The 26,228-nt window shown below is 70.4% G+C and carries 19 protein-coding genes; 15 read left to right on the top strand and 4 right to left on the bottom strand.

The genetic code is table 11. From position 1 onward, the window contains the following. The first annotated feature begins 78 nt into the window (after positions 1–78). Complete coding sequence (locus ACQPY0_RS12320) at positions 79–3,228, top strand: penicillin acylase family protein (RefSeq protein ID WP_432988056.1); 3,150 nt, start codon at positions 79–81, stop codon at positions 3,226–3,228. Positions 3,229–3,258: 30 nt separating this feature from the next. Here the strand turns inward: ACQPY0_RS12320 and ACQPY0_RS12315 are convergent, their stop codons facing one another. Both ACQPY0_RS12315 and ACQPY0_RS12310 read right to left on the bottom strand, forming a co-directional pair. Next, positions 3,259–3,519 carry a hypothetical protein gene (locus ACQPY0_RS12315; protein ID WP_432988054.1) on the bottom strand — a complete coding sequence of 87 codons (261 nt, stop codon included), beginning with the start codon at positions 3,517–3,519 and terminating at the stop codon, positions 3,259–3,261. A 46-nt stretch (positions 3,520–3,565) separates the two neighbouring features. Continuing rightward, positions 3,566–4,099: an AAA family ATPase gene (locus ACQPY0_RS12310; RefSeq protein ID WP_432988052.1), complete on the bottom strand. Its 534-nt coding sequence runs from the start codon at positions 4,097–4,099 to the stop codon at positions 3,566–3,568. Positions 4,100–4,179: 80 nt separating this feature from the next. Here ACQPY0_RS12310 and ACQPY0_RS12305 point away from each other — a divergent pair, with 80 nt between their 5' ends. The 10 genes from ACQPY0_RS12305 to mgrA all read left to right on the top strand — a co-directional run bounded on the left by ACQPY0_RS12305 (position 4,180) and on the right by mgrA (position 14,960). Continuing rightward, the gene (locus ACQPY0_RS12305; protein WP_432988049.1) at positions 4,180–4,551 is read left to right on the top strand and encodes a hypothetical protein; all 372 of its coding nucleotides are present in this window, start codon (positions 4,180–4,182) and stop codon (positions 4,549–4,551) included. 300 nt (positions 4,552–4,851) lie between these two features. Next, positions 4,852–5,862, top strand: coding sequence for a LacI family DNA-binding transcriptional regulator (locus ACQPY0_RS12300; protein ID WP_432995198.1), 1,011 nt, complete (start codon positions 4,852–4,854; stop codon positions 5,860–5,862). Between the two features lie 26 nt (positions 5,863–5,888). Then, complete coding sequence (locus ACQPY0_RS12295; protein ID WP_432988046.1) at positions 5,889–6,704, top strand: exodeoxyribonuclease III; 816 nt, start codon at positions 5,889–5,891, stop codon at positions 6,702–6,704. A gap of 491 nt (positions 6,705–7,195) precedes the next feature. Further along, a complete protein-coding gene (locus ACQPY0_RS12290; RefSeq protein WP_432988044.1) occupies positions 7,196–8,197 on the top strand; it encodes an ABC transporter permease in 1,002 nt (333 codons plus the stop codon). A gap of 234 nt (positions 8,198–8,431) precedes the next feature. Then, complete coding sequence (locus tag ACQPY0_RS12285; RefSeq protein WP_432995196.1) at positions 8,432–10,177, top strand: ABC transporter substrate-binding protein; 1,746 nt, start codon at positions 8,432–8,434, stop codon at positions 10,175–10,177. A gap of 154 nt (positions 10,178–10,331) precedes the next feature. Further along, on the top strand, positions 10,332–11,333 hold the full coding sequence (locus ACQPY0_RS12280) for an ABC transporter permease (protein ID WP_432988042.1): 1,002 nt from the start codon (positions 10,332–10,334) through the stop codon (positions 11,331–11,333). Between the two features lie 49 nt (positions 11,334–11,382). Continuing rightward, a complete protein-coding gene (locus ACQPY0_RS12275) occupies positions 11,383–12,462 on the top strand; it encodes an ABC transporter ATP-binding protein (RefSeq protein ID WP_432988039.1) in 1,080 nt (359 codons plus the stop codon). Between the two features lie 107 nt (positions 12,463–12,569). After that, positions 12,570–13,604, top strand: a complete 1,035-nt coding sequence (locus tag ACQPY0_RS12270) for an ABC transporter ATP-binding protein (protein ID WP_432995194.1) — start codon at positions 12,570–12,572, stop codon at positions 13,602–13,604. A gap of 95 nt (positions 13,605–13,699) precedes the next feature. Continuing rightward, the gene (locus tag ACQPY0_RS12265; RefSeq protein WP_432988037.1) at positions 13,700–13,945 is read left to right on the top strand and encodes a ribosomal protein L7/L12; all 246 of its coding nucleotides are present in this window, start codon (positions 13,700–13,702) and stop codon (positions 13,943–13,945) included. A 10-nt stretch (positions 13,946–13,955) separates the two neighbouring features. Beyond that, positions 13,956–14,960, top strand: coding sequence for an L-glyceraldehyde 3-phosphate reductase (mgrA, locus tag ACQPY0_RS12260; RefSeq protein ID WP_432988034.1), 1,005 nt, complete (start codon positions 13,956–13,958; stop codon positions 14,958–14,960). On the opposite strand, the gene ACQPY0_RS12255 is transcribed toward mgrA, so the two are convergent. Beyond that, positions 14,937–15,494: a hypothetical protein gene (locus ACQPY0_RS12255; protein WP_432988031.1), complete on the bottom strand. Its 558-nt coding sequence runs from the start codon at positions 15,492–15,494 to the stop codon at positions 14,937–14,939. The genes mgrA and ACQPY0_RS12255 overlap by 24 nt on opposite strands. Before the next feature lie 132 nt (positions 15,495–15,626). Between ACQPY0_RS12255 and ACQPY0_RS12250 the strand changes: the two genes are divergently transcribed. Both ACQPY0_RS12250 and ACQPY0_RS12245 read left to right on the top strand, forming a co-directional pair. Then, on the top strand, positions 15,627–17,012 hold the full coding sequence (locus ACQPY0_RS12250) for an MFS transporter (protein WP_432988029.1): 1,386 nt from the start codon (positions 15,627–15,629) through the stop codon (positions 17,010–17,012). A gap of 371 nt (positions 17,013–17,383) precedes the next feature. Next, positions 17,384–19,123 (top strand): hypothetical protein, encoded by a 1,740-nt coding sequence (locus ACQPY0_RS12245; protein WP_432972099.1) that lies wholly within the window; start codon positions 17,384–17,386, stop codon positions 19,121–19,123. Between the two features lie 1,373 nt (positions 19,124–20,496). Here ACQPY0_RS12245 and ACQPY0_RS12240 read toward each other — a convergent pair. Next, entirely contained in the window at positions 20,497–21,924 is a 1,428-nt protein-coding gene (locus ACQPY0_RS12240; protein ID WP_432988026.1) for a DUF2334 domain-containing protein, read from the bottom strand. Between the two features lie 534 nt (positions 21,925–22,458). On the opposite strand from ACQPY0_RS12240, the gene ACQPY0_RS12235 reads away from it, so the two are divergent. Both ACQPY0_RS12235 and ACQPY0_RS12230 read left to right on the top strand, forming a co-directional pair. Beyond that, on the top strand, positions 22,459–25,044 hold the full coding sequence (locus tag ACQPY0_RS12235; protein WP_432988023.1) for a hypothetical protein: 2,586 nt from the start codon (positions 22,459–22,461) through the stop codon (positions 25,042–25,044). Between the two features lie 207 nt (positions 25,045–25,251). After that, a complete protein-coding gene (locus tag ACQPY0_RS12230) occupies positions 25,252–26,148 on the top strand; it encodes a glycosyltransferase family 2 protein (protein WP_432988021.1) in 897 nt (298 codons plus the stop codon). Positions 26,149–26,228: the final 80 nt, after the last annotated feature.

Here is a 26,228-nt window from a genome sequence, read left to right as displayed (position 1 = left end):
TCAGTGACCGGTGTCGTTGTTACCATCCGGTAATCCGAGTCATTTTCATATTGACTCGCAACCCGGAGGGGATCCGCCATGTCCCTGCCCGTCGTCAAGCGCGCCCTGAGCGCGTTACTGCTCGCCTCCGCGGTGCTCGTCGCCCCCGCGCTCGCCGCGCCGGCGCAGGCCGCCGTCCTCGCCCCGAACGACTACTGCCTCGACCAGTGCAACGACATCCTGCCGCCGGGTCAGAACGGCAACGCCACGCTCGCCGACATCCTGGCCCACAAGGCGCTGGGCTTCCGCCCGGCGCACTCCGCCGACCAGCTCGGCCCGTACGCGAACCTCGTCTCCGCCTACACCGGGCTGACCGACGAGCAGATCTCGTCCTTCTACGACGATGCCTCGTTCGGCGTGCCGGCCGGACAGGTCGAGCGCAGCTACAGCCCGCGCTCCGACGTGACGATCGTGCGCGACAAGGCGCTCGGGGTGCCGCATGTGACCGGCACGACGCGGGCCGGGACGATGTTCGGCGCCGGCTACGCCGGGGCCGAGGACCGGCTCTTCGTGATGGACCTGCTGCGCCGGGTCGGGCGCGGCAAGCTGACCCCGTTCGCCGGCGGCGCACCGGGCAACCGGGAGCTGGAGCAGAGCATCTGGCGGCAGGCCCCCTACACCGAGGCGGACCTGCAGGCCCAGGTCGCCGCGCTGCGGACCGAGGGAACCCGGGGCGCGCAGCTCTACGACGACGTGCAGAGCTACGTCGCCGGGATCAACGCCTACATCGCCGCGTGCATGTCCGGGCGCAACTGCCCCGGCGAGTACGTGCTGACCGGGCACCTCGACGCGATCACGAACGCCGGCGGGCCGGAGCCGTTCCAGATGACCGACCTCATCGCCATCGCCGGCGTGGTCGGCGGGCTCTTCGGCGGCGGCGGGGGCGGCGAGGTCGAGTCGGCGCTGGTTCGGGTCACCGCGCGGGCGCGCTACGGCGTGAGCGAGGGCGACCGGCTGTGGGCCGCGTTCCGCGAGCAGAACGACGAGGAGGCCGTCCTCACGCTGCACAACGGGCAGTCCTTCCCGTACGGCGCGGCCGACCCCGACGCCGCCGGCGTCGCGCTGCCGGACGCGGGCAGCGTCACCGCGCAGCCGGTGGTGTTCAACCCGACCGGCTCGGCCACGTCGACCTCCGGCTTGGCGCCGGGGTCGGCGACCAAGCGGGGCATGTCCAACGCGGTCGTCGTCGACGCGGCCCACTCGGCCACCGGGCACCCGATCGCGGTGTTCGGGCCGCAGACCGGGTACTTCTCCCCGCAGCTGCTCATGCTGCAGGAGCTGCAGGGCCCGGGGATCAGCGCGCACGGGGTCGCCTTCGCCGGGCTCAACCTCTACGTGCTGCTCGGCCGCGGGCAGGACTACGCGTGGAGCGCCACGTCGGCGGAGCAGGACATCACCGACACGTACGCGGTCCCGCTGTGCAACACCAACGGCACGCCCGCGACCACGCAGTCCACGGCGTACCTCTTCCACGGCACGTGCACGCCGATGGAGGCGCTGACCCAGACCAACTCCTGGACGCCGACCGTCGCGGACGGCACGGCCGCCGGGTCCTACCAGCTGATCACGTACCGCACGAAGTACGGCCTGGTGGCGTGGCGCGGGACGGTCGGCGGGCAGCCGGTCGCCTTCACCCAGCTGCGCTCGACGTACCGGCACGAGGCCGACTCGGCCATCGGCTTCCAGGCGTTCAACGACCCGGCCGCCATGGGCACGCCCGCCCAGTTCATCGCCTCGGCCTCCGCCGTCGGATACGCGTTCAACTGGTTCTACGTCAACGCCACGGACACCGCGTACTTCAACTCCGGCAGCAACCCGGTGCGCAAGGCGGGCGCGAACCCGAACCTGCCGACGAAGGCGGATGCGGCCTATGAATGGTCCGGCTGGAATGCGGATACGAATACGGCCGACTACATCGCGGTGTCCCAGCATCCGCAGTCGACCGGACAGGATTATTTCGTCTCTTGGAATAACAAGCAAAGTAAGGACTTCGGGGCGGCGGACGGAAACTTCAGTTTTGGTGCCGTTCACCGCGCGGATCTGCTCGACCAGCGGGTGAGGTCCGCGCTGAGCGGCGGCAAGAAGGTCGACCGGGCCGGGGTGGTGCGTATCGTCGAGGACGCCGCGGTGACCGACTTGCGCGCCGAGAACCTGCTGCCGGAGCTGCTGCGCATCCTCGACCCGTCCGGCACCAGCACCGATGCCGGCGTCGTGGCGCTGCGGGCGTGGCAGGCAGCCGGGGCCGAGCGGGTCGAGACCTCGCCCGGCTCGCACGTGTACCAGCACGCGGCCGCGATCCGCACGTTCGACGCCTGGTGGCCCAAGCTGGTCGACGGCGCCTTCCGGCCCGGGCTCGGCGACGACGTGTACGCGGCCCTGACCAGGGCGTTGCAGATCGACGAGTCCCCCTCGGGGGCGACCGGGCCGACGAATGCCGGCTCGCTGAACCAGACCCAGGCCCACAAGGGGTCCGCGTTCCAGTACGGGTGGTGGGGGTACCTCGACAAGGACCTCCGCTCGGTCCTCGGCGACCCGGTCCGCAGCGGCCTGGGTAGGACCTACTGCGGTGGCGGGGTGCTCACGGCCTGCCGGCAGGTGCTGGTCACGACCCTCGCGGCGGCCGCGGCCGAGCCCGCGACGACCACGTACCCGGGCGACGCGAGCTGCTCGGCCGGGGACCAGTGGTGTGCGGACACGATCATCCAGTCGCCGCTGGGCGGGATCACGCACGACAAGATCTCGTGGCAGAACCGGCCGACGTACCAGCAGGTGGTGTCGTTCCCGGCCAAGCGCGGCGACGACCTGACGAACCTCGCCCAGGGCCGAAGCGTCAGCGCCAACGGCACCTTCATCGGCTACTCCGCCGGCGCCGCCGTCGACGGGGACCCGACGAGCCGGTGGGCCAGCTGGTGGAGCGACAACCAGTCGATCACCGTCGACCTGGGCTCGGCCAAGCAGTTCCGGCGGGTGATCCTGCGCTGGGAGGCGGCCTACGGTTCGCGGTACCGCATCGAGGTCTCCGCCAACGGCAGCTCCTGGACCACCGCGGCGAGCGTCGACGCCGGCAACGGCGGGATCGACAACGTCACGTTCGCGCCGGTCAGCGCCAGGTACGTGCGCATGACCGGGGTCGCGCGCGGCACCGGGTACGGCTACTCGCTGTGGGAGTTCGAGGTGTACAACCGCTGATCGGCGAAGCCGCGAGGCGAAGGCCGATATTCACAGCGCCGCGCGGTGGCGGCCGACCGGCAGCTCGTTCGCGGGCTCGGCGGCCGCCGCCCAGGTCACGTACTGCCCCGCCCGGCTCAGCACGCACGTGCCCACGAGCAGCTCGACGAGCACGTGCCGGCCGAAGCCGGGCGGCGGCGCGGCCAGGGCCCGCTCGGCCACGAACGCCGCGGCCACGCTGCGCCGCAGCGCCCGGTCGCGCGGGAAGATCGCCCGCCCGGTGAGGTAGAACGCCTCCTCCGGCACGTCCATGGGAAAGGTGTGCAGGGCGAAGCGGCGCCGGCGGCATCCCGGAATTTCAGTCGCTCCTGGGACGCCGCCAGCCCTCGATGAGATCTTGTACCGCATCAGCGACCTCGTCCGCGAACAGCTCGTCGGTGTCCACGACGGCGCCCAGCTCACGCAGCTCGCGGCGGACGGAGAGGTACGCGCCCAGGTCGTCCAGCCGCCACCCCCGCGCGTCCGGGCTGTCGTCGGCCTCGACCCGCTCGACCAGCGCCCCCGCCGAGACGTCCAGCAGCACGTGGCGCACCTCGTGGCCGCGGTCGCACAGCGCGCCGAGGATCTCCTCCAGGTGCCGGCGGCGCAGCATGGTCAGCGGCACCAGCAGCGGGTCGGCCCCCCGGGCCTGCCGCGCCGCGGCCGCGACCGTCGCCGCGCGCCACGCCGGCGAGTCGCGGTAGTCGCCGTGGCGGACCAGCCCCGCCGTGCGCTGCAGCACCCAGCCGGTCCGCTCGGGATCGAAGGCCCGGGCCCGCGGCTCGCGGCGGCACAGCTCGGCGGTCAGGGTCGCCTTGCCCACGCCGGACGGGCCGTTGAGCCACACGATCACGGGGGCCTCCTGTCTGGACGTTCAGGATTCTCGCAGGTGGAACCGAGGGGGATGTCAGGCCGACACGCGATAAATGAGGCATGACGATCCTGACCCTCCCGACGCGGACCCCGTCCAAGCGCATCGACGTGCTGCTCATCGCGCCCGCGCACCGCCTGTCCGACCTCGACCGGCATCTGCCCCAGGACTGGGTGGTGACCCGCCGGGCCGAGATGCCGGCCGGGTGCCGTGAGCCCGACATCGTCCTGCTCGACGACCCCGGCCCTCGCTCGGTGACCGCCGCCTGCCTGCGGCACCCGGCCGCCTCGGTCGTGGCCGTGCTGAGCCCGTACAGCGACCACCAGGCCGTGGTCGACGTGCTGGAGGCCGGCGCGGACGCCTGTGTGCGCTCCGCCACCGCCCCCGTGATCGCCGCGCACCTGGAGGCCTGCCGGCGGCGCCAGGCGGCATAACGGGATTTGGCGTTTCCCACAACATATTCCAGAGAGCGCTCTCAACCGATTCTGTGATTGACATTGAGCTAGTCATGAGCCAGTCTGATTCCAGTCATGAGAGCGCTCTCCGGCCGAACGGCGGACCGGGTGACCGGCGGATCGGACCGGCGAAATCGTGATCAGGGTGTATCCGGTGTGAGGGTGCGACGGGCGATGGAGCGACATGCTCCATCGCCCGTCATTGTTTGTGCACTACACATTGCTGAGCTTCAGTCATGATGGTCCGGCAGAACAGATATGGGGGACGACACAATGGTGATGTCGGGGCGGGACCGGCCCACACTCGAAAACGTCGCGCAGCGCGCCGGAGTGTCGCGGGCCACGGCCTCCCGCGTGGTCAACGGGTCGACCTCCGTCGCGCCGCACATCCGCGACAAGGTGCGCAGCGCGGTCGAGGCCCTCGGTTACGTGCCCAACCAGGCCGCCCGCAGCCTCGTCACCCAGCGGACCGACTCCATCGCCCTGGTCGCCTCCGAGACCGCCAGCCGGGTCTTCTCCGACGATCCCTTCTTCTCCAGCATCATCCGCGGGGTCAGCCTCGAGCTCGAGGCCGTCGACAAGCAGCTGGTGCTCATGATGGTGGGGCCGAGCGGGCCGAGCCACGACCGGGTCGAGCGCTACGCGACCGGCGGGCACGTCGACGGGGCCATCATCTTCTCCATGCACGGCGCGGACCCGCTGCCGGAGCGGCTGAGCCGGGCGGGGGTGCCGGTGGTGTGCAACGGGCGGCTGCTCATCCAGTCCTCGGTGCCGTATGTCGACGTGGACAACGAGGTCGCGGCGCGCACCGCGGTCCGGCACCTGCTCGACACCGGGCGCCGGCGGGTCGCCACGATCGCCGGGCCGCAGGACATGAGCGCCGGGATCGACCGGCTCAAGGGGTACCGCGCGGCGATGCAGGACAGCGGGCGCCGCTCGCTGGTGGCGGTCGGCGACTTCACCCGGCAGTCCGGCGCCCTGGCCATGAGCCAGCTGCTCGGCGACGACCCGGAGCTCGACGCCGTCTTCGCCGCCTCCGACGCGATGGCCGAGGGGGCCCTGCGGGCGCTGCGGCAGGCCGGCCGGCGGGTCCCCGACGACGTGGCCGTGGTCGGCTTCGACGACATGGACTTCGCCCGCGACACCGAGCCGCCGCTGACCACCGTGCGCCAGCCGATCACCGACCTCGGCCGGATGGCCGCCCGCCAGGTGCTGCGGATGGCCGCCGGCGAGCAGATCGAGCCCGTGCTGCTGCTGCCGACGGAATTGGTGAAGCGCGAATCGGCGTGACGGTGACAGGGGTAGGCTCCCGACGAATGAGACTTGCCACCTGGAACGTCAACTCGGTCAAGGCCCGGCTCCCCCGGCTGCTGGAGTGGCTGGAGCTGGCCGGGCCCGACGTGCTCTGCCTGCAGGAGACCAAGCTCGCGGCCGGGGCGTTCCCGGCGGACGAGGTCAGGGCGCTGGGATACGACACCGCCCATCACGGCGAGGGGCGCTGGAACGGCGTCGCGCTGCTGTCGCGGGCCGGCCTGGACGACGTGCGCCGCGGCTTCGACGGCGACCCCGGCTGGTCCGGCGAGCCCGGCGGCGAAGAGGCGCTGTTCGAGGAGCCCCGGCGGGAGGCCCGCGCGATCTCGGCCGTCTGCGGCGGGGTGCGGGTGTGGTCGGTCTACGTACCCAACGGGCGGACGCCGGAGTCGGCGCACTACGGGTACAAGCTCAACTGGCTGGAGGCGCTGCGCCTGGCCGTCGCCGCGGACCTCGCCACCGGCGGGCCGGTCGCCGTCTGCGGCGACTTCAATGTCGCCCCCGCCGACTCCGACGTCTTCGACCCGGCTGCCTTCGCCGGCTCGACCCACGTCACGAAGCCCGAGCGGGACGCCGTGGCCGCGCTGCTGGCGACCGGGTTGTCAGACATCATCCCGAAGCCGATGAAAGGTCCCAATCCATTCACCTACTGGGACTATCGGGCGGGTATGTTCCACCAGGACAAGGGCATGCGCATCGATCTGGTCTGCGCCAGCCCAACAATCGCGGGTGCGGTCAAGGGTGCCTACATCGACCGCGAGGCCCGCAAGGGCAAGGGACCCTCGGACCACGCCCCCGTCGTGATCGATTTCGATATTTGAACACGCTGTGTCACCATGGTCCCTGACCGGACCGTACTGTTAAGTGTGAAACGATCAACGATCGTCCTGGATAGCCCGTTCTCGCCAGTCTTGGCGCCATGTATCCACCACGGTGCGTGATCTCACCGTTACGATTCGCCGGTTATTCGCCCGTTTAGGGGGTGTATGATCCATAAGTCACTGTGCTTGGATCACGCCCTCATCACGGCGCGGCGTGGACTTGATTACAGGACAGGGGGTGACCCTTGACGATCGGCCGAACGGGAGACAGGGTTCGTCCAACGAAGGCGACGACACCACGTCGGCTTCGTGCATGCTCTGCCCGTGGACCGAACCTGCGGATAGGGCACCAGGAGTCCACGAAGACACAGCCGATCGGCTGCTGACTGCCACGGGCCCCGGTCTGGCCGACGCATGCTCGCAGCACGGCGCGACGGCCATCGCTGGCGGCTTCAGGCGGGCAGACGGCCGGGGAGAGGGGCACCACGCCCATGACTATGGGACCCGTCACGTCGAAGAGCGACGAGCAGGTGCCGACGGTCGAAGAGGCGACCGCCACGCCTGCTGGTGTTCCCGCGAAGGCCATCGAAGGCCGCTCGCTCAGTCAGATCGCGTGGACCCGGCTCAAGCGCGACAAGGTCGCGCTCTTTGGAGGCGGGTTCATTGTTTTCCTGGTGCTGGTCGCGGTGTTCGCCCCTCTGATCAACAAGGTCTGGGGCCACCCGGTCAACGAGTTCCACCAAGACAAGATCGATCCGGCGCTCGGCGGCATCCCGCCCGTCGGCACCTGGGGCGGCATCAGCAAGGAGTTCATACTCGGCGTCCAGCCGGTCACCGGCCGCGACCTGTTCACGCAGATCATCTACGGCGCACGGGTCTCCCTGCTGGTCGCGCTGGCCGCCACGATCGTCGCGGTGGCCCTCGGCGTGGTGCTCGGCGTCGTCTCCGGCTACTTCGGCGGCGCCGTCGACAGCCTCATCAGCCGCCTGATGGACCTGATCCTGGCCTTCCCCTACCTGTTGTTCTCGATCGCGCTGATCTCCGTCGTGCCGGCCAGCACCGGCTGGCGCATCGGCGTGGTCATCTCGGTGATCGCGTTCTTCAGCTGGCCGTATATCGGGCGCATCGTGCGCGGCCAGACTCTCTCCCTGCGGGAACGCGAGTTCGTCGAGGCGGCGCGCAGCATCGGCGCGGGCCCGTCCCGCATCCTCTTCCGCGAGCTGCTGCCCAACCTCGTCGCGCCGATCCTCGTCTACGCGACGCTGGTCATCCCCACGAACATCCTGTTCGAGGCCGCGCTGTCGTTCCTCGGCGTCGGCGTGCTGCCGCCCACTCCCTCGTGGGGCCGGCTGCTCTCGGACGCCGTGGGGTACTACGAGTACGACCCGATGTACATGTTCGTGCCCGGCGTCGCGATCTTCCTCATGGTCCTCGCCTTCAACCTGTTCGGCGACGGCCTGCGTGACGCCCTCGACCCGAAGGCCAACCGATAGCCCGCACGGGAGATCGTTCGGCCCACCGGCCCGTCATGCACACCGGCAGCACAGCATCTCTGGCCGACCCACACCGCACCGTGCCCCTGGCCGACCCGCACCACAACACGTCCGGCCTCGCCCGCGAGCCCGGTCGAACCCTGTGCATACCCCGGACCAACTCGCACAGCAGCGCAGCTCGGACGGCCCGTCCCTCGGCGGGTCGCGCCAAACAAGGAGGGAAACCCAGTGAGAATGAGGACAGGGGCACTGGCGGCCGGATCGGTCGCCGTCGCCCTGGTGCTGTCCGCCTGTGGCTCGGGCGGCGACTCGCCCAAGAGCAGGCAGAGCGGCCCCGGCTTCAACGTCGCCACCAAAGAGGTCGTGAACCCGTCGGACAAGAAGGGCGGCACGCTCAAGCTCGTCAACCAAGCCGACCCGGACTCGTTCGACCCGGCGCGCGCCTACTACGCGTACGTGTGGAACTTCATGAAGGGCTACTACGTCCGCACCCTGCTCACCAATGAGGCGAAGCCGGGCGAGGACGGGCTCAAGCTGGTTCCCGACCTGGCGCAGGCGCTGCCGGAGATCACCGACGGCGGCAAGACCTACACCTTCAAGCTCAAGACCGGCGTCAAGTTCGAGGACGGCTCGCCGATCACCTCGAAGGACATCAAGTACGGCATCGAGCGCAACTTCGCCATCGACGTTCTCTCCGGTGGCCCGCCGTACCTCAAGGACGTCCTGGACCAGGGCCAGAAGTACCCCGGCCCGTACCAGGACACCGACCCGAACAAGCTCGGCCTCAAGTCGGTCGAGACGCCGGACGACAGCACGATCATCTTCAAGCTGGCGGAGCCGCTGTCGGACTTCTCGTACCTGCTCGCCATGCCCGGCGCCGGCCCCGTGCCGCAGGCCAAGGACAAGGGCGACAAGTACGGTGAGCATCCCGTCTCGAGCGGCCCCTACAAGTTCCAGTCGTACGACCAGGGCAAGAAGGCCGTCCTGGTCCGCAACGACCAGTGGGACCCGAAGAGCGACACCGTCCGCAAGGCGCTGCCGGACCAGATCGACTTCACCATCGGCACGGCGGTCGACGAGATCGACAACCAGCTGCTGAGCGGCGAGGTCGACATCGACACCGGGCAGACCGGTGTCCAGCAGGCTGCCCAGGCGAAGATCCTGCTCGACGCGGTGAACAAGTCCAACGCGGACTCCCCGAACACGGGCTTCATCCGCTACTTCTCGATCAGCACCAAGGTCGCCCCGTTCGACAACATCCACTGCCGCAAGGCCGTTCAGTACGCGACCGACAAGGTCACGATGCAGACCGCGCGCGGTGGCGCCGACGCCGGTGGTGACATCGGCTTCAACATGCTGCCCCCGAACATCGCGGGTCACGACGACTACGACCCGTTCAACACCAAGTCGGGCAAGCCGCAGATCGACAAGGCGAAGGAAGAGCTGGCGGCGTGTGGCCACCCGAACGGCTTCGACACCGTCATCGCCACCCGTAACGCCGGCAAGGAGCCCAAGACGGCCGAGGCGCTGCAGGCGGCCCTGAAGAACGTGGGCATCAACGCCCGCCTCGACCCGACCGAGCCGTCGCTGTACTTCCGCTCGACCATCGGCGCGCCGTCCAACGTCGCCGCCAAGGGCTACGGCCTGATGATGGCCGGCTGGGGCGCGGACTTCCCGACCGGTTACGGCTACCTGTCGGTGCTGGTCGACGGCCGCAACATCTCCGCGTCGGGCAACAACAACTACGCCGAGCTCAACGACCCGGAGATCAACACCCTGATCGACCAGGCCAAGGCGGAGAGCGACCCGAAGAAGGCCGCCGACATCTGGCAGAACATCGACCACAAGGTCATGGACGCGTCGGTCATGGTGCCGTTCGTCTACGACAAGGCGCTCAACTACCGCAACCCCCGCGTCACGAACGTGTTCGTGACGGAGTACTACGGCATGTACGACTTCGGCAGCCTGGGCGTGCAGTGACCCTCGGGTCCCTGCGCTAGTCCAAGAACCGAACCGGCAACAAGCCTGCACAGCCGGTAACCCGCCCTTCACGAGTACAGAAGGCAGGTGAGGGCCACGGCGCCGGCCGGTGAGACGGGAACCCCGTCGAGCCGGCCGGCACCAGGCCGCACACGTGATCAACTACATCCTGCGCCGCCTGGTCACCGCGGCACTGCTCATCGTGGCCGTCTCGATGGTCACCTTCGCGGTCTTCTTCCTGATCCCGAAGGCGGCGCACGCCGATCCGGCCGAGATGTACGTCGGTAAGACGGCGACCCGCAGCGACGTCGAGGCGACGCGGATCAAGCTCGGCCTGGACAAGCCGATCTACGTCCAGTACGGCAAGTTCGTGAAGGGCCTCGTGGCCGGCCGCGACTACAACAGCGGCCCGACGGTCACGCACTGCTCGGCCCCCTGCTTCGGATACTCGTTCCGCACCGACCGCGAGGTCTGGCCCCTGCTGCTGGACCGCCTGCCGGTCACCATCTCCCTCGCCATCGGCGCCGCCATCCTCTGGTTGTTCGGCGGTGTGGCCGGCGGCGTCATATCCGCGCTGAAACGCGGCCAGATCGCCGACCGGGCGGTGATGTTCATCGCGCTCGCCGGCGTCTCGCTCCCGGTCTACTTCACGGGCCTCGTCTTCCAGACGCTCTTCGTCCACCAGTGGAAGATCTTCAAGGGCGGCGAGTACATCAACTTCGTGGACGACCCCCTCGGCTGGGCCAACAAGCTCTTCCTCGCCTGGGTGAGCCTCGCGCTGCTGTTCGCCGCGACCTACGCGCGGCTGACGCGGGCGCAGATGCTGGAGACCCTCGGCGAGGACTACATCCGCACCGCCCGCGCGAAGGGTCTGAAGGAGCGGGTCGTCATCGGCAAGCACGCCATGCGCGCGGTGCTCACGCCGATCGTGACGATCTTCGGCCTCGACCTCGGCACGCTGCTCGGCGGCGCGATCCTCACCGAGCGGGTGTTCAGCCTGCCCGGCATCGGCAAGCTCAGCATTGACGCGGTGGCCCAGAAGGACCTGCCGATCATCCTCGGCGCGACGCTGTTCGCCTCCTTCTTCATCGTCATGGCGAACCTGATCGTGGACGTGCTCTACGCCGTGATCGACCCGCGGGTGCGGCTCGGATGACCCGTCCCCCGTCCCGGTCCCCGCACGGCACCCCTGGAAAGGAGTGAGCATGTCCAGCAGCCTGCTCACCGACGGCACCCCGAGCCCGGGCGGCTCGGGCCCGCAGACCGGACAGTCCTTCCTCGACGTCCGCGACCTGCGGATCCACTTCAACACCGACGACGGCGTGGTCAAGGCCGTCGACGGCCTGAACTTCCAGCTCGAGCGCGGCCAGACCCTCGGCATCGTGGGCGAGTCCGGCTCCGGCAAGAGCGTCACCAGCCTGGGCATCCTGGGCCTGCACCGCCGCGGCTCCGCGAGGATCTCCGGCGAGGTCTGGCTCGACGGCGAGGAACTCGTCGGCGCCTCGCCCGAGCGGGTCCGTCTGCTGCGCGGCAACAAGATGGCGATGATCTTCCAGGACCCGCTGACCGCGATGCACCCGTACTACACGATCGGCGCCCAGATCGTCGAGGCGTACCGGGTGCACCACAAGGTCAGCAAGAACGAGGCCCGCAAGCGCGCCATCGAGATGCTGGACCGGGTGGGCATCCCGCAGCCGCAGCGGCGCGTGGACGACTACCCGCACCAGTTCTCCGGCGGCATGCGCCAGCGCGCGATGATCGCGATGGCCCTGGTGAACAACCCGGAGCTGCTGATCGCCGACGAGCCCACCACGGCGCTCGACGTGACGGTCCAGGCGCAGATCCTCGACCTGATCCGCGACCTGCAGTCGGAGTTCAACTCCGCGGTCATCATCATCACGCACGACCTGGGCGTCGTGGCCGAGGTCGCGGACGACATCCTGGTGATGTACGGCGGCAAGTGCGTCGAGCAGGCCACCGCCGAGACGATCTTCCGCCGCCCCGAGCACCCGTACGCCTGGGGCCTGCTCTCGTCGATGCCCCGCGTCGACCGGGAGGTGCGCGACCGGCTGGTGCCGATCAAGGGCAACCCGCCGTCGCTCATCAACCTCCCGAGCGGCTGCTCCTTCCACCCGCGCTGCCCCTACGCGGAGCGCAACGGCATCCCTTGCAAGACGGTCGAGCCGACCCTGGCGGAGGGCACGCCCGAGCACGGCGTCGCCTGCCACATCCCGCCCGCGCAACGGCTGGCCGTCTTCAAGTCGGACATCGCCCCGAACCTCTGAGGAGCACGACAGTGTCGACGACGACCCAACCCCAGCCGGCGGCGGCGCCCGAGCGCGGCGGCGAGAACCTCCTCGAGGTACGCGGCCTGGAGAAGCACTTCCCGATCATGCGGGGCGCCTTCATCAAGCGGAAGGTCGGCGCCGTGCGCGCGGTCGACGGGATCGACCTGGCCGTCAAGGCCGGCGAGACGCTCGGCCTGGTCGGCGAGTCCGGCTGCGGCAAGTCCACCACCGGCCGCCTGATGACCCGGCTGCTGGAGCCCACCGGCGGCAAGGTGCTGCTGGAGGGGCGGGACATCTCGCACCTGGGCGTGGCCAAGATGCGCCCGCTGCGGCGCGAGGTCCAGATGATCTTCCAGGACCCGTACTCGTCGCTGAACCCGCGGCACACCGTCGGCTCGATCGTCGGCGCCCCGCTGCAGGTGCAGAACATCAAGACGGCGCACGGGCAGAAGCGCGAGGTCCAGCGCCTGCTGGAGCTGGTCGGCCTCAACCCCGAGCATTACAACCGCTACCCGCACGAGTTCTCCGGCGGCCAGCGCCAGCGCATCGGCATCGCCCGGGCGCTGGCCCTGCAGCCGAAGCTCATCATCGCCGACGAGCCCGTCTCGGCCCTGGACGTGTCGATCCAGGCGCAGGTGGTGAACCTGCTCGACGACCTGCAGCGCGAGTTCAACCTGACGTACGTCTTCATCGCCCACGACCTGTCCGTCGTCCGGCACATCTCGGACCGGGTCGCGGTGATGTACCTGGGCAAGGTCGTCGAGGTCGGCGGGCGCGACGGGCTCTACGCCACGCCGCTGCACCCGTACACCTTCGCCCTGCTCTCCGCGGTGCCGGTGCCCGACCCGGGCCGGCGGGACAAGGCGCAGCGGGAGCGGATCCTGCTCACCGGCGACGTGCCCAGCCCGATCGACCCGCCGTCCGGCTGCCGCTTCCGCACCCGGTGCTGGAAGGCGCAGGACCTGTGCGCCCAGGAGGAGCCGCCGCTGCGCGAGCTGCTGCCGGGCCAGACGGTCGCCTGCCACTTCCCGATCACCGACGAGGAGCGCTCGGCCCGCGGCGCGGCGGCGGCCCGGGCGGCCGCGGCGGAGATCCCGGTCGACACCGCCGAGGACCCGTTCGCGGAGCCCATCGCGTAGCGGTCATCACCTGAGTTTTTTCCGACAGTCCGGGGAGTCGCCATCTGGCGGCTCCCCGACTCTGTCACGGCCCCGGCGCGCCTACGATGATCGTCATGGACGCCGCCGACCACATGCGCCTGGCCCGCCTCGAGCGACAGGTCGCCTTCCTGTATCGCCACCTCGGCCTCGACCCGCAGCTCGCCGACGCCTTCCCGGCCGCGGGCGGAATGCCGCCGGAGTTCACCGAAGCCCTGCGCCAGCAGAACCTCATCGCCGCCATCAAGATCTACCGCCAGGTCACCGGAGCCGGCCTCGCCGAGGCCAAGGACGCTGTGGAGCGGATCGCCCGCAGCGTCTGAGCCTAGGATCATGGCCGTGGTGTACGAGGCGGCTTCGGGCCGATACCAGGACATGCTCTACCGGCGCAGCGGCCGCAGCGGGCTCAAGCTGCCGGCCATCTCGCTGGGCCTGTGGCACAACTTCGGGGCCGAGCGGCCGTTCGAGACGCAGCGCTCGATCGTGCGGCGCGCCTTCGACCGCGGCGTGACCCACTTCGACCTGGCCAACAACTACGGGCCGCCGCCGGGGTCGGCCGAGGAGAACTTCGGGCGCATCCTGGCCGAGGATCTGCGGCCGTACCGCGACGAGCTCATCATCTCCACGAAGGCCGGCTTCGACATGTGGCCGGGGCCGTACGGGGAGTGGGGGTCGCGCAAGTACGTGCTGGCGTCGCTGGATCAGTCGCTCAAGCGGATGGGGCTCGAGTACGTCGACATCTTCTACTCGCACCGCCCGGACCCCGACACCCCGCTGGAAGAGACCATGGGGGCGCTCGACGCGGCGGTGCGGGCCGGGAAGGCGCTGTACGTCGGCATCTCCAACTACAGCGCCGAGCAGACCGTGGCGGCCGCGCGGATCCTGCGCGAGCTGGGCACGCCCCTGCTGATCCACCAGCCGCACTACTCGATGCTCGACCGCTGGATCGAGCCCGAGCTGCTCGGGGTGCTGGAGGAGGCGGGCGCCGGCTGCATCCCCTTCTCGCCGCTGGCGCAGGGGCTGCTGACCAATCGGTACCTCGACGGCGTTCCCGACGACTCGCGGGTGCGCACCAGCCGCTTCCTCAACGAGAGCGACCTGACCCCGGCCCGGCTCACGCTGATCCGGGCCCTGGACGAGGTGGCCCGCGAGCGCGGCCAGAGCCTGGCCCAGCTGGCGCTGGCCTGGGCGCTGCGCGACCCGCGGGTCACCTCGCTGATCATCGGTGCCTCGAGCGTCAAGCAGCTGCTGGACAACCTCGGGGCGCTTGCGAACCTGGCTCTCGGCGCGGACGAGCTGGCCCGGATCGACGCACTACTTGCTCAGGAAGGCGCCTAGCGCACTGATCACCGGCGCAAGGGCGGGCGGGATGGCCCCGTCCTTCGCCGTGATCTGCTTGCCGGCATAGGTGAGCGTGTACGTGTAGGCGTCGGCGACCGCCCCGTTGTCGTTCACCGTCGGCAGCTTGTTGAAGTCGGCCGAGCTCAGCGCGTCCTTGAGCGCGGCCAGCTCCTCGTCGGTGAGCTTGCCCGTCCTTGTGCCCTGCCTGGTCTGAATGGTGTACGAGCCGTCGGGCTTGACGGTCAGCGTGTCGTTGTTGCCGGCCAGCCCGCCCGTGCGGTTGAACGTCACCAGCGCGTCGGTGGCGGTGGTGTTGCCGCCGGTGTTCGACTTCGAGCTGGGGTCCGTCTGGGGCCCGGCGCTCGTCCCACCGGTGCCGGCGCCGGCGCTCGCCCCCGACGAACTGCTGGCGGCGGGCGCGCCCGTTGACGCGGTCCCGCTCGCTCCGGCTCCCGCCTTGTTGTCGGCGCTGTCCGAGCAGGCCGCCAGCGCGAGCGTGAGCAGGGCGGCGACGAGGATTCGGGACTTCATCGTGGTTCAGCTCCATCCATAGGTCTTGCTCATTGGACTGCGGCCCGCCTCATCCGGTTCCCAGGTGACGTTCCGCACAATCGCCGTGGTTCGCCCGCCGATTCTGTCGTACCCCCGCGACATGATGACCACATGCACCTGACTGCGTACCGCCGCGTCCTCGCTCTACCGGGCGTGCGGCCCCTCATGGTGCTGGCCCTGCTCGCCCGCATCCCGATCACCGCGATCGGCGTGACCATGACCCTGCACGTCGCCCAGAACCTCCACCAGGGGTGGGGCGCGGCGGGCCTGGTCGGCGCGGCGCTGACGGTCGGCACGGCGCTGGGCGGCCCGCTCAACGGCCGCTTCGTCGACCGCCGCGGCCTGCGCCCGATGCTGCTGGTGACCACCGCCGCCGAGGCCGTCTTCTGGTCGGCCGCCCCCTTCCTGCCGTATGCGGCACTGCTCGTGGGCGCCTTCGTCGCCGGGGTCTTCGCCCTGCCGGTCTTCTCGGTCATCCGCCAGTCGCTGGCCGCCCTGGTCCCCGCCGACCAGCGCCGCCAGGCCTACGCGCTCGACTCGATGTCGGTCGAGCTGTCCTTCATGGCCGGCCCGCCCCTCGCGGTCGTGCTGGTCAGCACCTTCTCCGGCCGCACCGCCATGTGGTCGATCGGCGCCGCCCTGGTCCTGGCCGGCGCCGCCCTCTTCATCACCGATCCCCCCGTCCGCGAGGCGGACGAGCCCGGCACAACGCCGGCCGAGCCCCCGACGCTTCGCCGCCGCGACTGGCTGACCCCGCGCTTCGTCGCCGTCTGCGTCGCCACGTCGGCCACCACGATCGTGCTGGCCGGCACCGACCTGGGCATCGTGGCCCTGCTGCGCGGCGCCGGCGAGACGGGCCTGGTCGGCCTGCTGCTGGCCGTCTGGGCGGTATATTCGCTGGCCGGCGGCTTCGTCTACGGCGCCCTGCCCCGCGCGGTGCCGCTGGTCACCCTGCTGGGCGCCCTGGCCGTGTTCACGGTGCCGGCGGGCCTGGTCGGCGACGCCTGGCCCCTGCTGTTCCTGACGCTGCTACCGGCCGGCGCCCTGTGCGCACCGACCCTGAGCGCAAGCGCCGACCTGGTGAGCCGCCTGGTCCCCGCGTCCGCCCGCGGCGAGGCGATGGGCTGGCACGGCTCCTCGCTGACGGTGGGCCTGGCCATCGGCTCGCCACTGGCCGGCTGGGCAATCGACCTGGGCTCCCCAGCCTGGGGCTTCGCCACGGTCGGCCTGGTAGGCGCAGCCGCCGCAGCCGTGCTCCTAACCACAGGCCGCCTGGACCGCACACCCAACCCCCCAACGACTCCCCCCACAGCCAGCCCCACCGCCCCCAACGCCCCGTCCACCACCGCCCCCTCCCCCACCGCGAGCACCTTGTCCCCCACCGCCAACGCCTCGTCCCCCACCGCGAGCGCCCCGTCCCCCACCGCCCCGTCCCCTACCGCCAACGCCCCGGCCCCGGCGCTCCCGACCGCCCCATCCCCAACGGCCGCGCCCTAACGCCGATTTTCGCGGCTGGGCTTTTCCGGGGCTGGGGAGAGTCGAGGACGTGGTCCGGGGATGGTGTCGGGTCGTTACGGCGTTGCCAGGTAAGGAAGCCGTAGGCCCGAGGTCGTTCACACACGTATCATCGAGTGAGGGGTACTCGCTGACTGATCGACCTGGTTCCTAGTGGTGTTTCGGCGGCGACGATCCCGATACGGGCGAACCGGCGGCGGTACCCCTGAGGCAAACCCTTGTAGTTTGAGGACTTGTAGGGCCTGGAAGCATCGAAACGGCCGACGTGCCCAGCCTTGACTCTGGACCGGCCGCGAGCGGTGTGGTTGACTACCGGCATTGACCAGTCAGCGAATAAACCTCAGCCCATCGCGATGCCCGGACGACCCGCCCGTGCCGGTGGGGAGTTCTTCACCGATCCTGCGCCCGGTCCGCAGCGCCGGTACGAGGCGTTGCGCGCCTACCTGCTCGACGGCGAGCCCGCACACAGCGTCGCGGCCCGGTTCGGGTACACCGTCGCCGGACTGCACTCGGCGGTGGCCGACTTCCGCGCCGGGGCACGGGACTTCTTCGCCCCGGCGCGGCCCGGCCCCAAACGCGCTCCGGGCAAGGACGCCGCCCGGGAACGGATCATCGCGTTGCGCGCGGAGGGCTACTCCATCGACGAGATCGGCCCGGTACTGGCCCGCGAGGGCATCGGGTTGAACCGGACCGGGATCAGCGAGGTGATCACCGAAGCCGGACTGCCACGGATCTGGCGGCGCCCGGACGCCCAGCGCGGCGGACCCCGCCGCGACGACCTGCCCCGCGCCCGTGCTCTGCAACCTGACGACTACCACGCCCTGGCCACCGGCACACCGACCCGCCTGGCCGGACTGCTCCTGACCATCCCGGACCTGCTGGCCCTGGACCTGCCCGACATCGTGGGCCGCGCCGCCTACCCCGGCACCCGTGACATCCCAGCCCTGAGCTACGTGCTGAGCCTGCTGGCGCTGAAGCTGACCGCCACCCGACGCGTCTCACACGTGCACGACATCGCCGCAGACCCGGCCACGGCCGTGTTCACCGGCCTGACCGCGCTGCCAAAGACCACCGCCCTGACCAGTTACTCCTACCGGCTCGCCCACGCCAAGCAGGCCGCGTTCCTGACCGCACTCGACAGATCCATCATCCACAATGGACTAGCAGTCGGCGAGGTCGTCAACCTCGACTTCCACGCCGTCATGCACTGGGGTCAAGACCCGGCGTTGGAGAAACACTACGTACCCTCCCGCTCCCAACGCACCCGCAGCGTGCTGACCTTCTTCGCCGAAGACGCCCACAGCCACGCCCTGCTCTACGCCAACGCCGACCTGTCCAAAACCACCCAAGCCGGCGAAGTCATGGCGTTCGTCGAGCACTGGCACGCCACCACCGGCCACGACCCCGATCTACTCGTCATGGACTCCAAAGTCACCACCCAGGACCAACTCTGGGCCCTGACCCAACGCGGGATCGGGTTCATCACGCTCCGCGCCCGCACCGCCAAACTCACCGCCGCGCTGCATGCCCTACCTGCCAAGGCATGGACACCGATGACCGTCGACCGTGCCGGCGGCAAGACCCGCACCGTCCGCGTCATCGACAACCCCACCACACGCCTGAGCAAATACCCAGACACGCTGCGGCAGTTGGCCGTCGCCGGACTCGGCCACGACGAACCCACCCTGCTCATCACCAACCGCGAACACCTACCCGCCAAACAGATGATCGAGACCTACGCCCGCCGAATGAACATCGAGCAACGCCTCGCCGAGGCCATCCGCTCCTTCAGCCTGGACGCCCTAGCCGGCGCCGTCACCCTCAACATCGACCTCGACGTCGTCCTGTCCGTCCTCGCCCACGCCGTCTGCGCGGCACTGCGCCGCCGCCTGCCCGGCTACGCCACCGCAACCCCCGACACCCTGCAACGACGCTTCCTGTCCACCGGCGGACACATCCTCACCCGCAACAACCAGATCATCGTGCGCCTCGACCGCCGCGCCTACTCACCCGTCCTCCGCCAAGCCGACCTCCCACAACACGTCACGGTTCCCTGGCTCAACGGCCGCACCCTGCGCTACGAGTACACCTGACCAACCCGCAAGTGAGGGCCAATTCGCTGCGTGAAAATCGGCGCTAATCCGAGACCACCGCCACTCCACCCAGCCGAATCCCGACGCTCCCCAGCCGCAGCCCGCCCGTCCCACCCCAAGATCGCCACGACTCTTCCCAGCCGCAACAGCAACCACGGCCTCGACGCGCCCAACCGCCAACTCCCCGGACCGCCCCGCACCCCAATCCAAGGCCACCGCCACTCCCTCCGACCGCATCTCCAGCCGGCCACAGCCCCGACACTCCCGAACGGCCCACCCCCGGATCGCGCCCTGATCCGAGACCACCGCCACTCCACCCATCCGGGCCACAGCTTCTCTGCCCCCAACAACCGCAGCCCGACCCGAGACCGCCACGGCTCTTCCCAGCCGCAACACCGACCACGCCTCGACGCTCCCGACCGCCGCGCCCCAGATAATCAGCACGAGCCGCGCGTCGGACGACTCGGACGGTGATAGTCGGCGCTCGGGTTGGCTGCCGCGACTTCGCTGCGGGGCCGAGTTCATCGCGGGGGACGCCGGGCGGCGATGCGCGGCGGCACTGAGAGGGGTCGGCAGTAGGTCGGGCCCGCGCCTCATCGCGGCGGCGCTTCGAGACTCGGGCCTGCCGTGCCGCAAGCGGACAGGCGCAGGCGGGCCCTATTGTCGGGCGCTCTGGGAGTCGTCGGCCGGAGGCGTGTCAGCCGTCTGGGCTCACCGTCGCCGTCGCCGTCGCTGTCGGCCTCGGGCGAGGGCCGCGTCGGTGGATCGCCTCGCCGGTCCGTTCGCGGCAGCTGTTGCCGGAGCGCTTCGCGGGCGGCCCGTCGGAGCGATGCCCGGGTGGTGCCGGGCGATTCGCGGGCAGCGCGCAGGGCGATTTCGCGGGCGCCACGCCAGGGCGATTCGCCGGCAGCACGCCAGGGCGATTCGCCGGCAGCGCGCCAGGGCGATTCGCGGGTGGCACGCCAGGGCGATTCGCGGGTGGCACGCCACGGCGATCCGCGAGCGGTGCGCGACCGGAGCCGATTCGCTGGCGGCGTGTCGAAGCGATTCGCGGGGCGGGGCGAAGGCGGCGAAGGCGACGAGGGCGGCCAGTGCGCCCGGGCGATCCGCGGGCGATGCGCCAAGGCGATTCGCAGGCAGTGTCGAAGCGATTCGCGGGCGATGGGCGCGGGCTATTCGCGGGTGGTGGGACGGGGCGATTCATCCGCTTCGCGGGGGTGGCGGCGACGTGGCGGAGGGCCTCATGCCGTGGTCCGATCGCCGAGCCCGGGCGCTGAAGTGCTTAAACGTTCAACAGAAAACGAGGGTCGTCAGTTAAGACGGAAAAACTGGAGCGCTTCCAATCTTCGGATTGCGCGTGAGCGAATGCTTGCTCACAGCAATGACGAGGGCGGAACAAACGTATAGCCCAGTGACTGCATGCCGTCGATCAACTGCGCCAGGTATTCGAGACCCAGGAACGGGTGATAGAAGAAGCCGGCGACGTTGTCCCGGACCACGAGTTGGCGCTTTGCTGAGACCAGGATATCCGGGACAAGTCGGACACCGTGCTGGTTAAATCTTTGTGTTGCAACGTTTCCAAGTGTTTCCGGGATGACCGGCGTCCCATATGCGTCTTTGACGAGGTATGGGAAATACTGGCTCACGGAGCGTGTACCCGTGCCGCCCAGGATGCCGTTGAAATACATGACCTGCTCGTAGCGCGCCCGGATCCCCGGAGCCGTGGCGATCGCCCGGTAGTCCACCGCGCTGGCCGTGTAGTGCGGGAACTCCCAGATGTCCGGGGGCGTCAGGCCCGCCTTCACCCACTCCCGGCGGGCCGCCTCCAGGCGATCGAGGGCCCAGGCCGCCGAGTCGCCCGGGACCGGGCCGTCGAGCTGAACCGCGCCCGCCGCGTCGACGTGGGCGCGATAGAACTCGTAATCCTCGGCGCTCACGCCGTACGGATTCGCGGCACCCGCGAAACCGTGCGTGTAGCCGTGCATGATCAGGGTTCCGCCGCGTTCCCGCATATCCGTCAGGGCGGCTACCACCTGCGGGGATTCGCTCAGGGTGCGGTGCACCGGCACGCCGCCGGAATAGATGCCCGCCGGGTCGTCATAAACGGGGAAAACCGCGACACTGAACGGGACGTTACGGGATTGCAGATATTGCGCTATCGCGCGCAGTTGAGCGGGGTCCGAATGTGGGCCCACGTCCTCGATGCGGACCAGGGCGCGGTGGCGCGGCGGGGCGGAGGGGGCCAGAAGGTCGTACAACAGGTCCGCCAGCACGAGGTAACGATCGTCGAAGGTGACGTACGTGAACGGGACCTCCGCGACGAACGTCAGGGCGCCGACGCGCACCGCCCAGGGCGCCGAGGCGCCGTCCGGCGTGACGGCCTCGGCGAGCGTCGTGGAGTACACCCCCTGGGAGAGCACCGCGTGAACCGTGCCGCCGGCGGCCGGATTTCTCGTGAGCTCGGCGCCCCGGTATCGGACCACCGTCGGGTCGGCATCGTCGAGCGTCGCTGTCTGGAAACCGATTCCAGGGTACTTGCGGATCAGCTGCCACAGGTTGGCGCCCAGCCACAGCACGGGCGCGCCGGCGGCCACGTCGGCGAGGAACGCGTCGGGCAACGGCTCGTCATACGTCGATCCGATATAGATCGTCAGCAGGTACTTTCGCGCCGATCCGGACGTGTACTTCGTCACTGGCACGGCCTGCCAGGCACCGAAGTGCGACGCCAGATTGCCTGCTTGGACCGCGTACAGCTCGCCCAGTGATCCGTATTGCCCGCTTGTGTCATACAGGACGAGCACACCGCTCGCCGGGTATGCAGGAGAACGGCCCGGCGAAGGGCTCGTCCCGGAAGTACCGATTGGAGAGGTTTTGCACCCGCTCAGGCCGCCCGCGGCGACGACGACCAGCGCTAACCCGATGACCATGACGGCCAGGCGCCGCTCGGGCCCGAAGGTGACAGCCAGTATTCGGCGGACTGCAGCTCGATGCATGAGTAACTCTCCGGAGAAGTCTCCATCAATGCTATCAAATCGGGCGCAATACCTCGCTTGTCCGGGCTTCTTCGGCGGGTCCGCGGACAAACGAGATGGTTGCGTCCGTCACTCAGCGCGGTACGATCCGGCAGAGCCGCCCTGCGGACATCGGTGTGGAACCCCCTCCACATCGCACCGCGTGTGGCACACCCGACGGAGGGCGATCTTGATTTTCAGCTGCCCGCTTGCAGCCCGCACACCGGACACGCGGGGCCGTTCGCGGCCACCGGCCGGGACGGTGGTCGCGCGGTCGGCAGCCGCCCTCGGCGAGGCACGGCTCCATAGCGCTGAGAGGTCCGCATGAGCACGGCGATGCAGGTGCGGCTGCGTCACTGGCCCGGGATGAAGGTTTCCTGGCTCGGGGCCGGTGCGGTCGTCCACTCCGGTGACGAGCCCAGCCCGGGCGCGGCGGCGCTGGTCGTCTCGCCGCACGGGTCCACCGAGTGCGCGGTGGTGATCAGCTCTCACACGGTCAAGCTGCAGCCGGCGATGATCGAGGAGCTGGCCGAGGTCCTGGCCAACGGGCTGCCCCGCGGGTTCTCCGCGATGCGCTTCGTCGCCTGGGACGGCGCCTGCGCCACCAACGAGCGCCCCGCCGCCGCTCACATGATCGCCATGCGGCTCGGCATCGACGTCATCGCCGCCGCCGGCCCGCTGCTGGGCGTGCCCGGCGGCTCACTCTTCGCCCCGGTCGGGCGCGGCGAGCAGCGGCCCGGCGGCTTCTGGCGCTTCCGCACCGGCGCGCAGGCGGTCCGGGTCGGCTGGCGCTTCCCGGCCCCGGCCTGGGAGTCGGACCTGTGCACCGAGATACCTGAGCTGCCCGGCGACCTGGTGCTCGACCAGATCCCGGCCGGCCTGTGGCTGCACCGCCGGCGCGTGGGCAGCGTGACCGACCTGGCCTACTCGGTGCCGACCGACCACGCCAACCCGGCGATGATCCTCGGCCACCCCGGCGACACCCCGCTGCACCGCGAGGAGCTCGCCCGGGCGGTCTCCTCAGTGCCGACGCTCGCCGCGGATCGGTGCGTCTTCACGCCGTATGGGCAGAATCCCGTCGCCGACGGCCCGGTCGGCCCCGTCGTGGCCGACGTGCTCGGCCGGGCCGTGCACGTGCGCACCGGCCTGCCGTTGTGCGCGCCCGCCGGCCAGCGGGCCGTGGTCACCATCGACAACAAGGGGCTGCCCCGCTGGCGGACCTTCGCCCGCGAGCTGTGGCACGCGCCCCGCACCGGCGCGCCCCGCCCGGTCGACTGGGTCAACCCGTGCCCGGACGTGCTCGGCACCCCGGCCGGCCAGGCCACCTTCTCCCTCGGCTCCGGCTGGGTGCTCGAGGTGGTGCAGGCGGGCCTGTGGATCCGCCCGGAGCACCTCAACGACCCGGCGGACTGGATCCGCGGGCTGCCGGTCGACGTGAACCGCTGCGCCGTCATCGTCGGCGCGCCGAACGGGGCCGAGCTGCCGCCGCCGGCCCACACGATGGCCGAGATCCTCGAGAAGCTGCCGATCGACGCCCGCAAGCGCGCGTATATCGCCGTGCCGCGCGGCGCCGCGCCGAACGTGTTCATCCTCGCCACCGGCCTGCTCGACTCGCTGCCCGAGCCGGGCGAGGTCGAGCTGGTCACGCCGCCCGCCGGCACCGCGCCGTCCAACACGGGCTCGTTCACCGTGGTGACGGACGCGGCGCGGCACGCCGGCCACGCGGCCGAGGAGCGCCACGGCGACGTCAACGGGCCCTATCTCGTCGACGGGCGGCCCGCCAACGGTCACCCGTCCGGCGCGCACCCGACGGTGTCGCTGCGCCCGGCCGAGCAGGACTACGAGCGCCGTCCCGACTTCGACCCCACCGACCGCGGCTCGCGCACCGGCTCGTTCCCCGCGTTCCCGGCCGCCTCCGAGGCGCCGTCGGGCGCGTTCGAGGCGCCACGGGCGAATGGATACGAGTCGAACGGATACGACGAGCGCGACCCCCGCACCGGCGCCGAGTCGCACACCGGCTCGTTCGCGCCGCTGACGCCGAACGGGGCGCCGCGGCCCGGGCGGCATCCGGCCGAGCCCCCGATGTCGCAGCCGCGGCCGCGACCGGGCGAGACCACCGGGTCGTTCCCGGCGGCGGCGTTCCGCAACGGCAGCCCGGACTCGACCGCGCCGATGGTCCCGGTCGTCCACGGCCCCACCCCGGGCGGTCCCGCGAACGGCCACGGTCCGGTCAACGGCCACGGACCCGTAAACGGCCATGGTCCAGCGAACGACCACGGTCCCGTCAACGGGCACGGACCCGTGAACGGCCACGGTCCTGTCAACGGGCACGGTCCCGTGAACGGCGACGGCAACGGGCACGGCGGGGCGGTCTACGGGCAGGGCGCTCCGGCACAGAACGGCTACGCCCGGCCGCCCGCGAACGGGCAGATGGGGCACAACGGGAACGGATACGCGGGGATGCACCCCGAGGTGCACGTCGCCCCGCCGCACGCGTTCCACCGTGAGGACCAGCCGCCGCCGCAGGGACAGCAGCAGGGGTACAGCTTCGACGCCCCGAACTACGACGAGCACCACTTCGACCCGGTCACCCCGCCGACCCGGCACCACGAGGAGCCGACCGGTCGCATGCCGGCCCAGCGAGCCCCGATGTCGGACGAGCAGAACGAGCCGGCCGAGGACACCTCCACGGTCAACACGGGCCGCGAGATCCGCTCGCACAACAAGAAGGGCAAGACGGTCCGGGCCGACGACAAGACGAGCACGCAGGAGCTCGACCGGCTGCTCGGCTTCTTCGACGAGATCCGCCGCGCCAAGGCCTGGGACGAGGACTCCACGCCCGAGCAGCAGGCCGCCGCGCGCGCCGCGGCGGGCCAGCCCCCGGCCGGTAAGCGGCGAGCCCGGCACTGAACTAGACGCGCCAGACCGGCCCGTCCGTTGCCACGGACGGGCCGGTTTTTTGCCGTGGCCGATCCCCGCCTGTCACGCTTAAGCCCCGTCAGGCGAAAAATCCGGATATGTCGTGGTGCGCAGCGCCCGACATATCCGGATTCGGCGCCCGGGGAAGGCACGCCCCGACATGTCCGGGCCGGAGGGCTGGGCCGTTAGGATCGGCCGGTGCTGGACATCATGCTGCCGCACTACGGCGGGCTGGCGTTGCTCAAGATCGCGGTGGAGAGCATCGTGGCGCAGACCGACGAGCGGTGGCGGCTCACGGTGTTCGACGACAACCCCGCCGATCGGCAGACCGGCATCCCGGAGTACTTCGCGGCGCTCGGGCACCCGCGGGTGCGGTACGAGCGCAATCCGGAGAACCTGGGCATCACGCGCAACTTCCAGCAGTGCGTCGACCGGGCCGAGGCGCCGTTCATGGTCATCATGGGCTGCGACGACGTCATGCTGCCGCGATATGTCGAGCGTGTCCACGCGCTCGTCGACGCGCACCCCGGGGCGGTGCTCGTGCAGCCCGGCGTCGAGGTGATCGGGGCCGACGGGGCCGTGGTGCGGACGCTGACGGACACGACGAAGCGGCGGGTGTACGCGCCGAAGATCGACGGAACCGTCACCATGGTCGGCGAGGAGCTCGCGGTGAGCCTGCTGCGGGGCAACTGGCTGTACTTCCCGTCGCTGGCCTGGCGTACCGGCGAGATCCGGGCGGTCGGGTTCGACCCGCAGCTCAAGGTCATCCAGGATCTCAAGCTCATCCTGGAGCTGGTGACCCGCGGCGGGACGCTGGTCGCCGACGCCGAGGTCGTGTTCCAGTACCGGCGGCACAACGAGAGCCTGTCGGCGTCCTCGGCGGTGACCGGCAACCGGTTCAGCGAGGCGCAGGCGTTCTTCCTGTCGACGGCGGCGCGCATGGACGCCCACGGCTGGCCGCGGGCGGGGCGGGCGGCGCGGTGGCACCTGTCCTCGCGCATCCACGCGCTGACGATGCTCCCGGCGGCGGCCCGGCAGCGCAGTGCCGGCAGCGTGCGGGTGCTCACGCGGTACGCCTTCGGGAAAACGCGTTAGAAGCGCCCCAGCGCCCCGAACGGGGCTCAGGCAGACACGGTCATGGATTGCCGGGTGGAAACGGCCCAGTGGCCGTCACA

The organism is Dactylosporangium sp. CA-233914 (assembly GCF_050942935.1).
Lineage (GTDB): Bacteria > Actinomycetota > Actinomycetes > Mycobacteriales > Micromonosporaceae > Dactylosporangium.
Note: the sequence above shows the minus strand (reverse complement) of the source record. Positions and strands in the feature narration are given on the sequence as shown.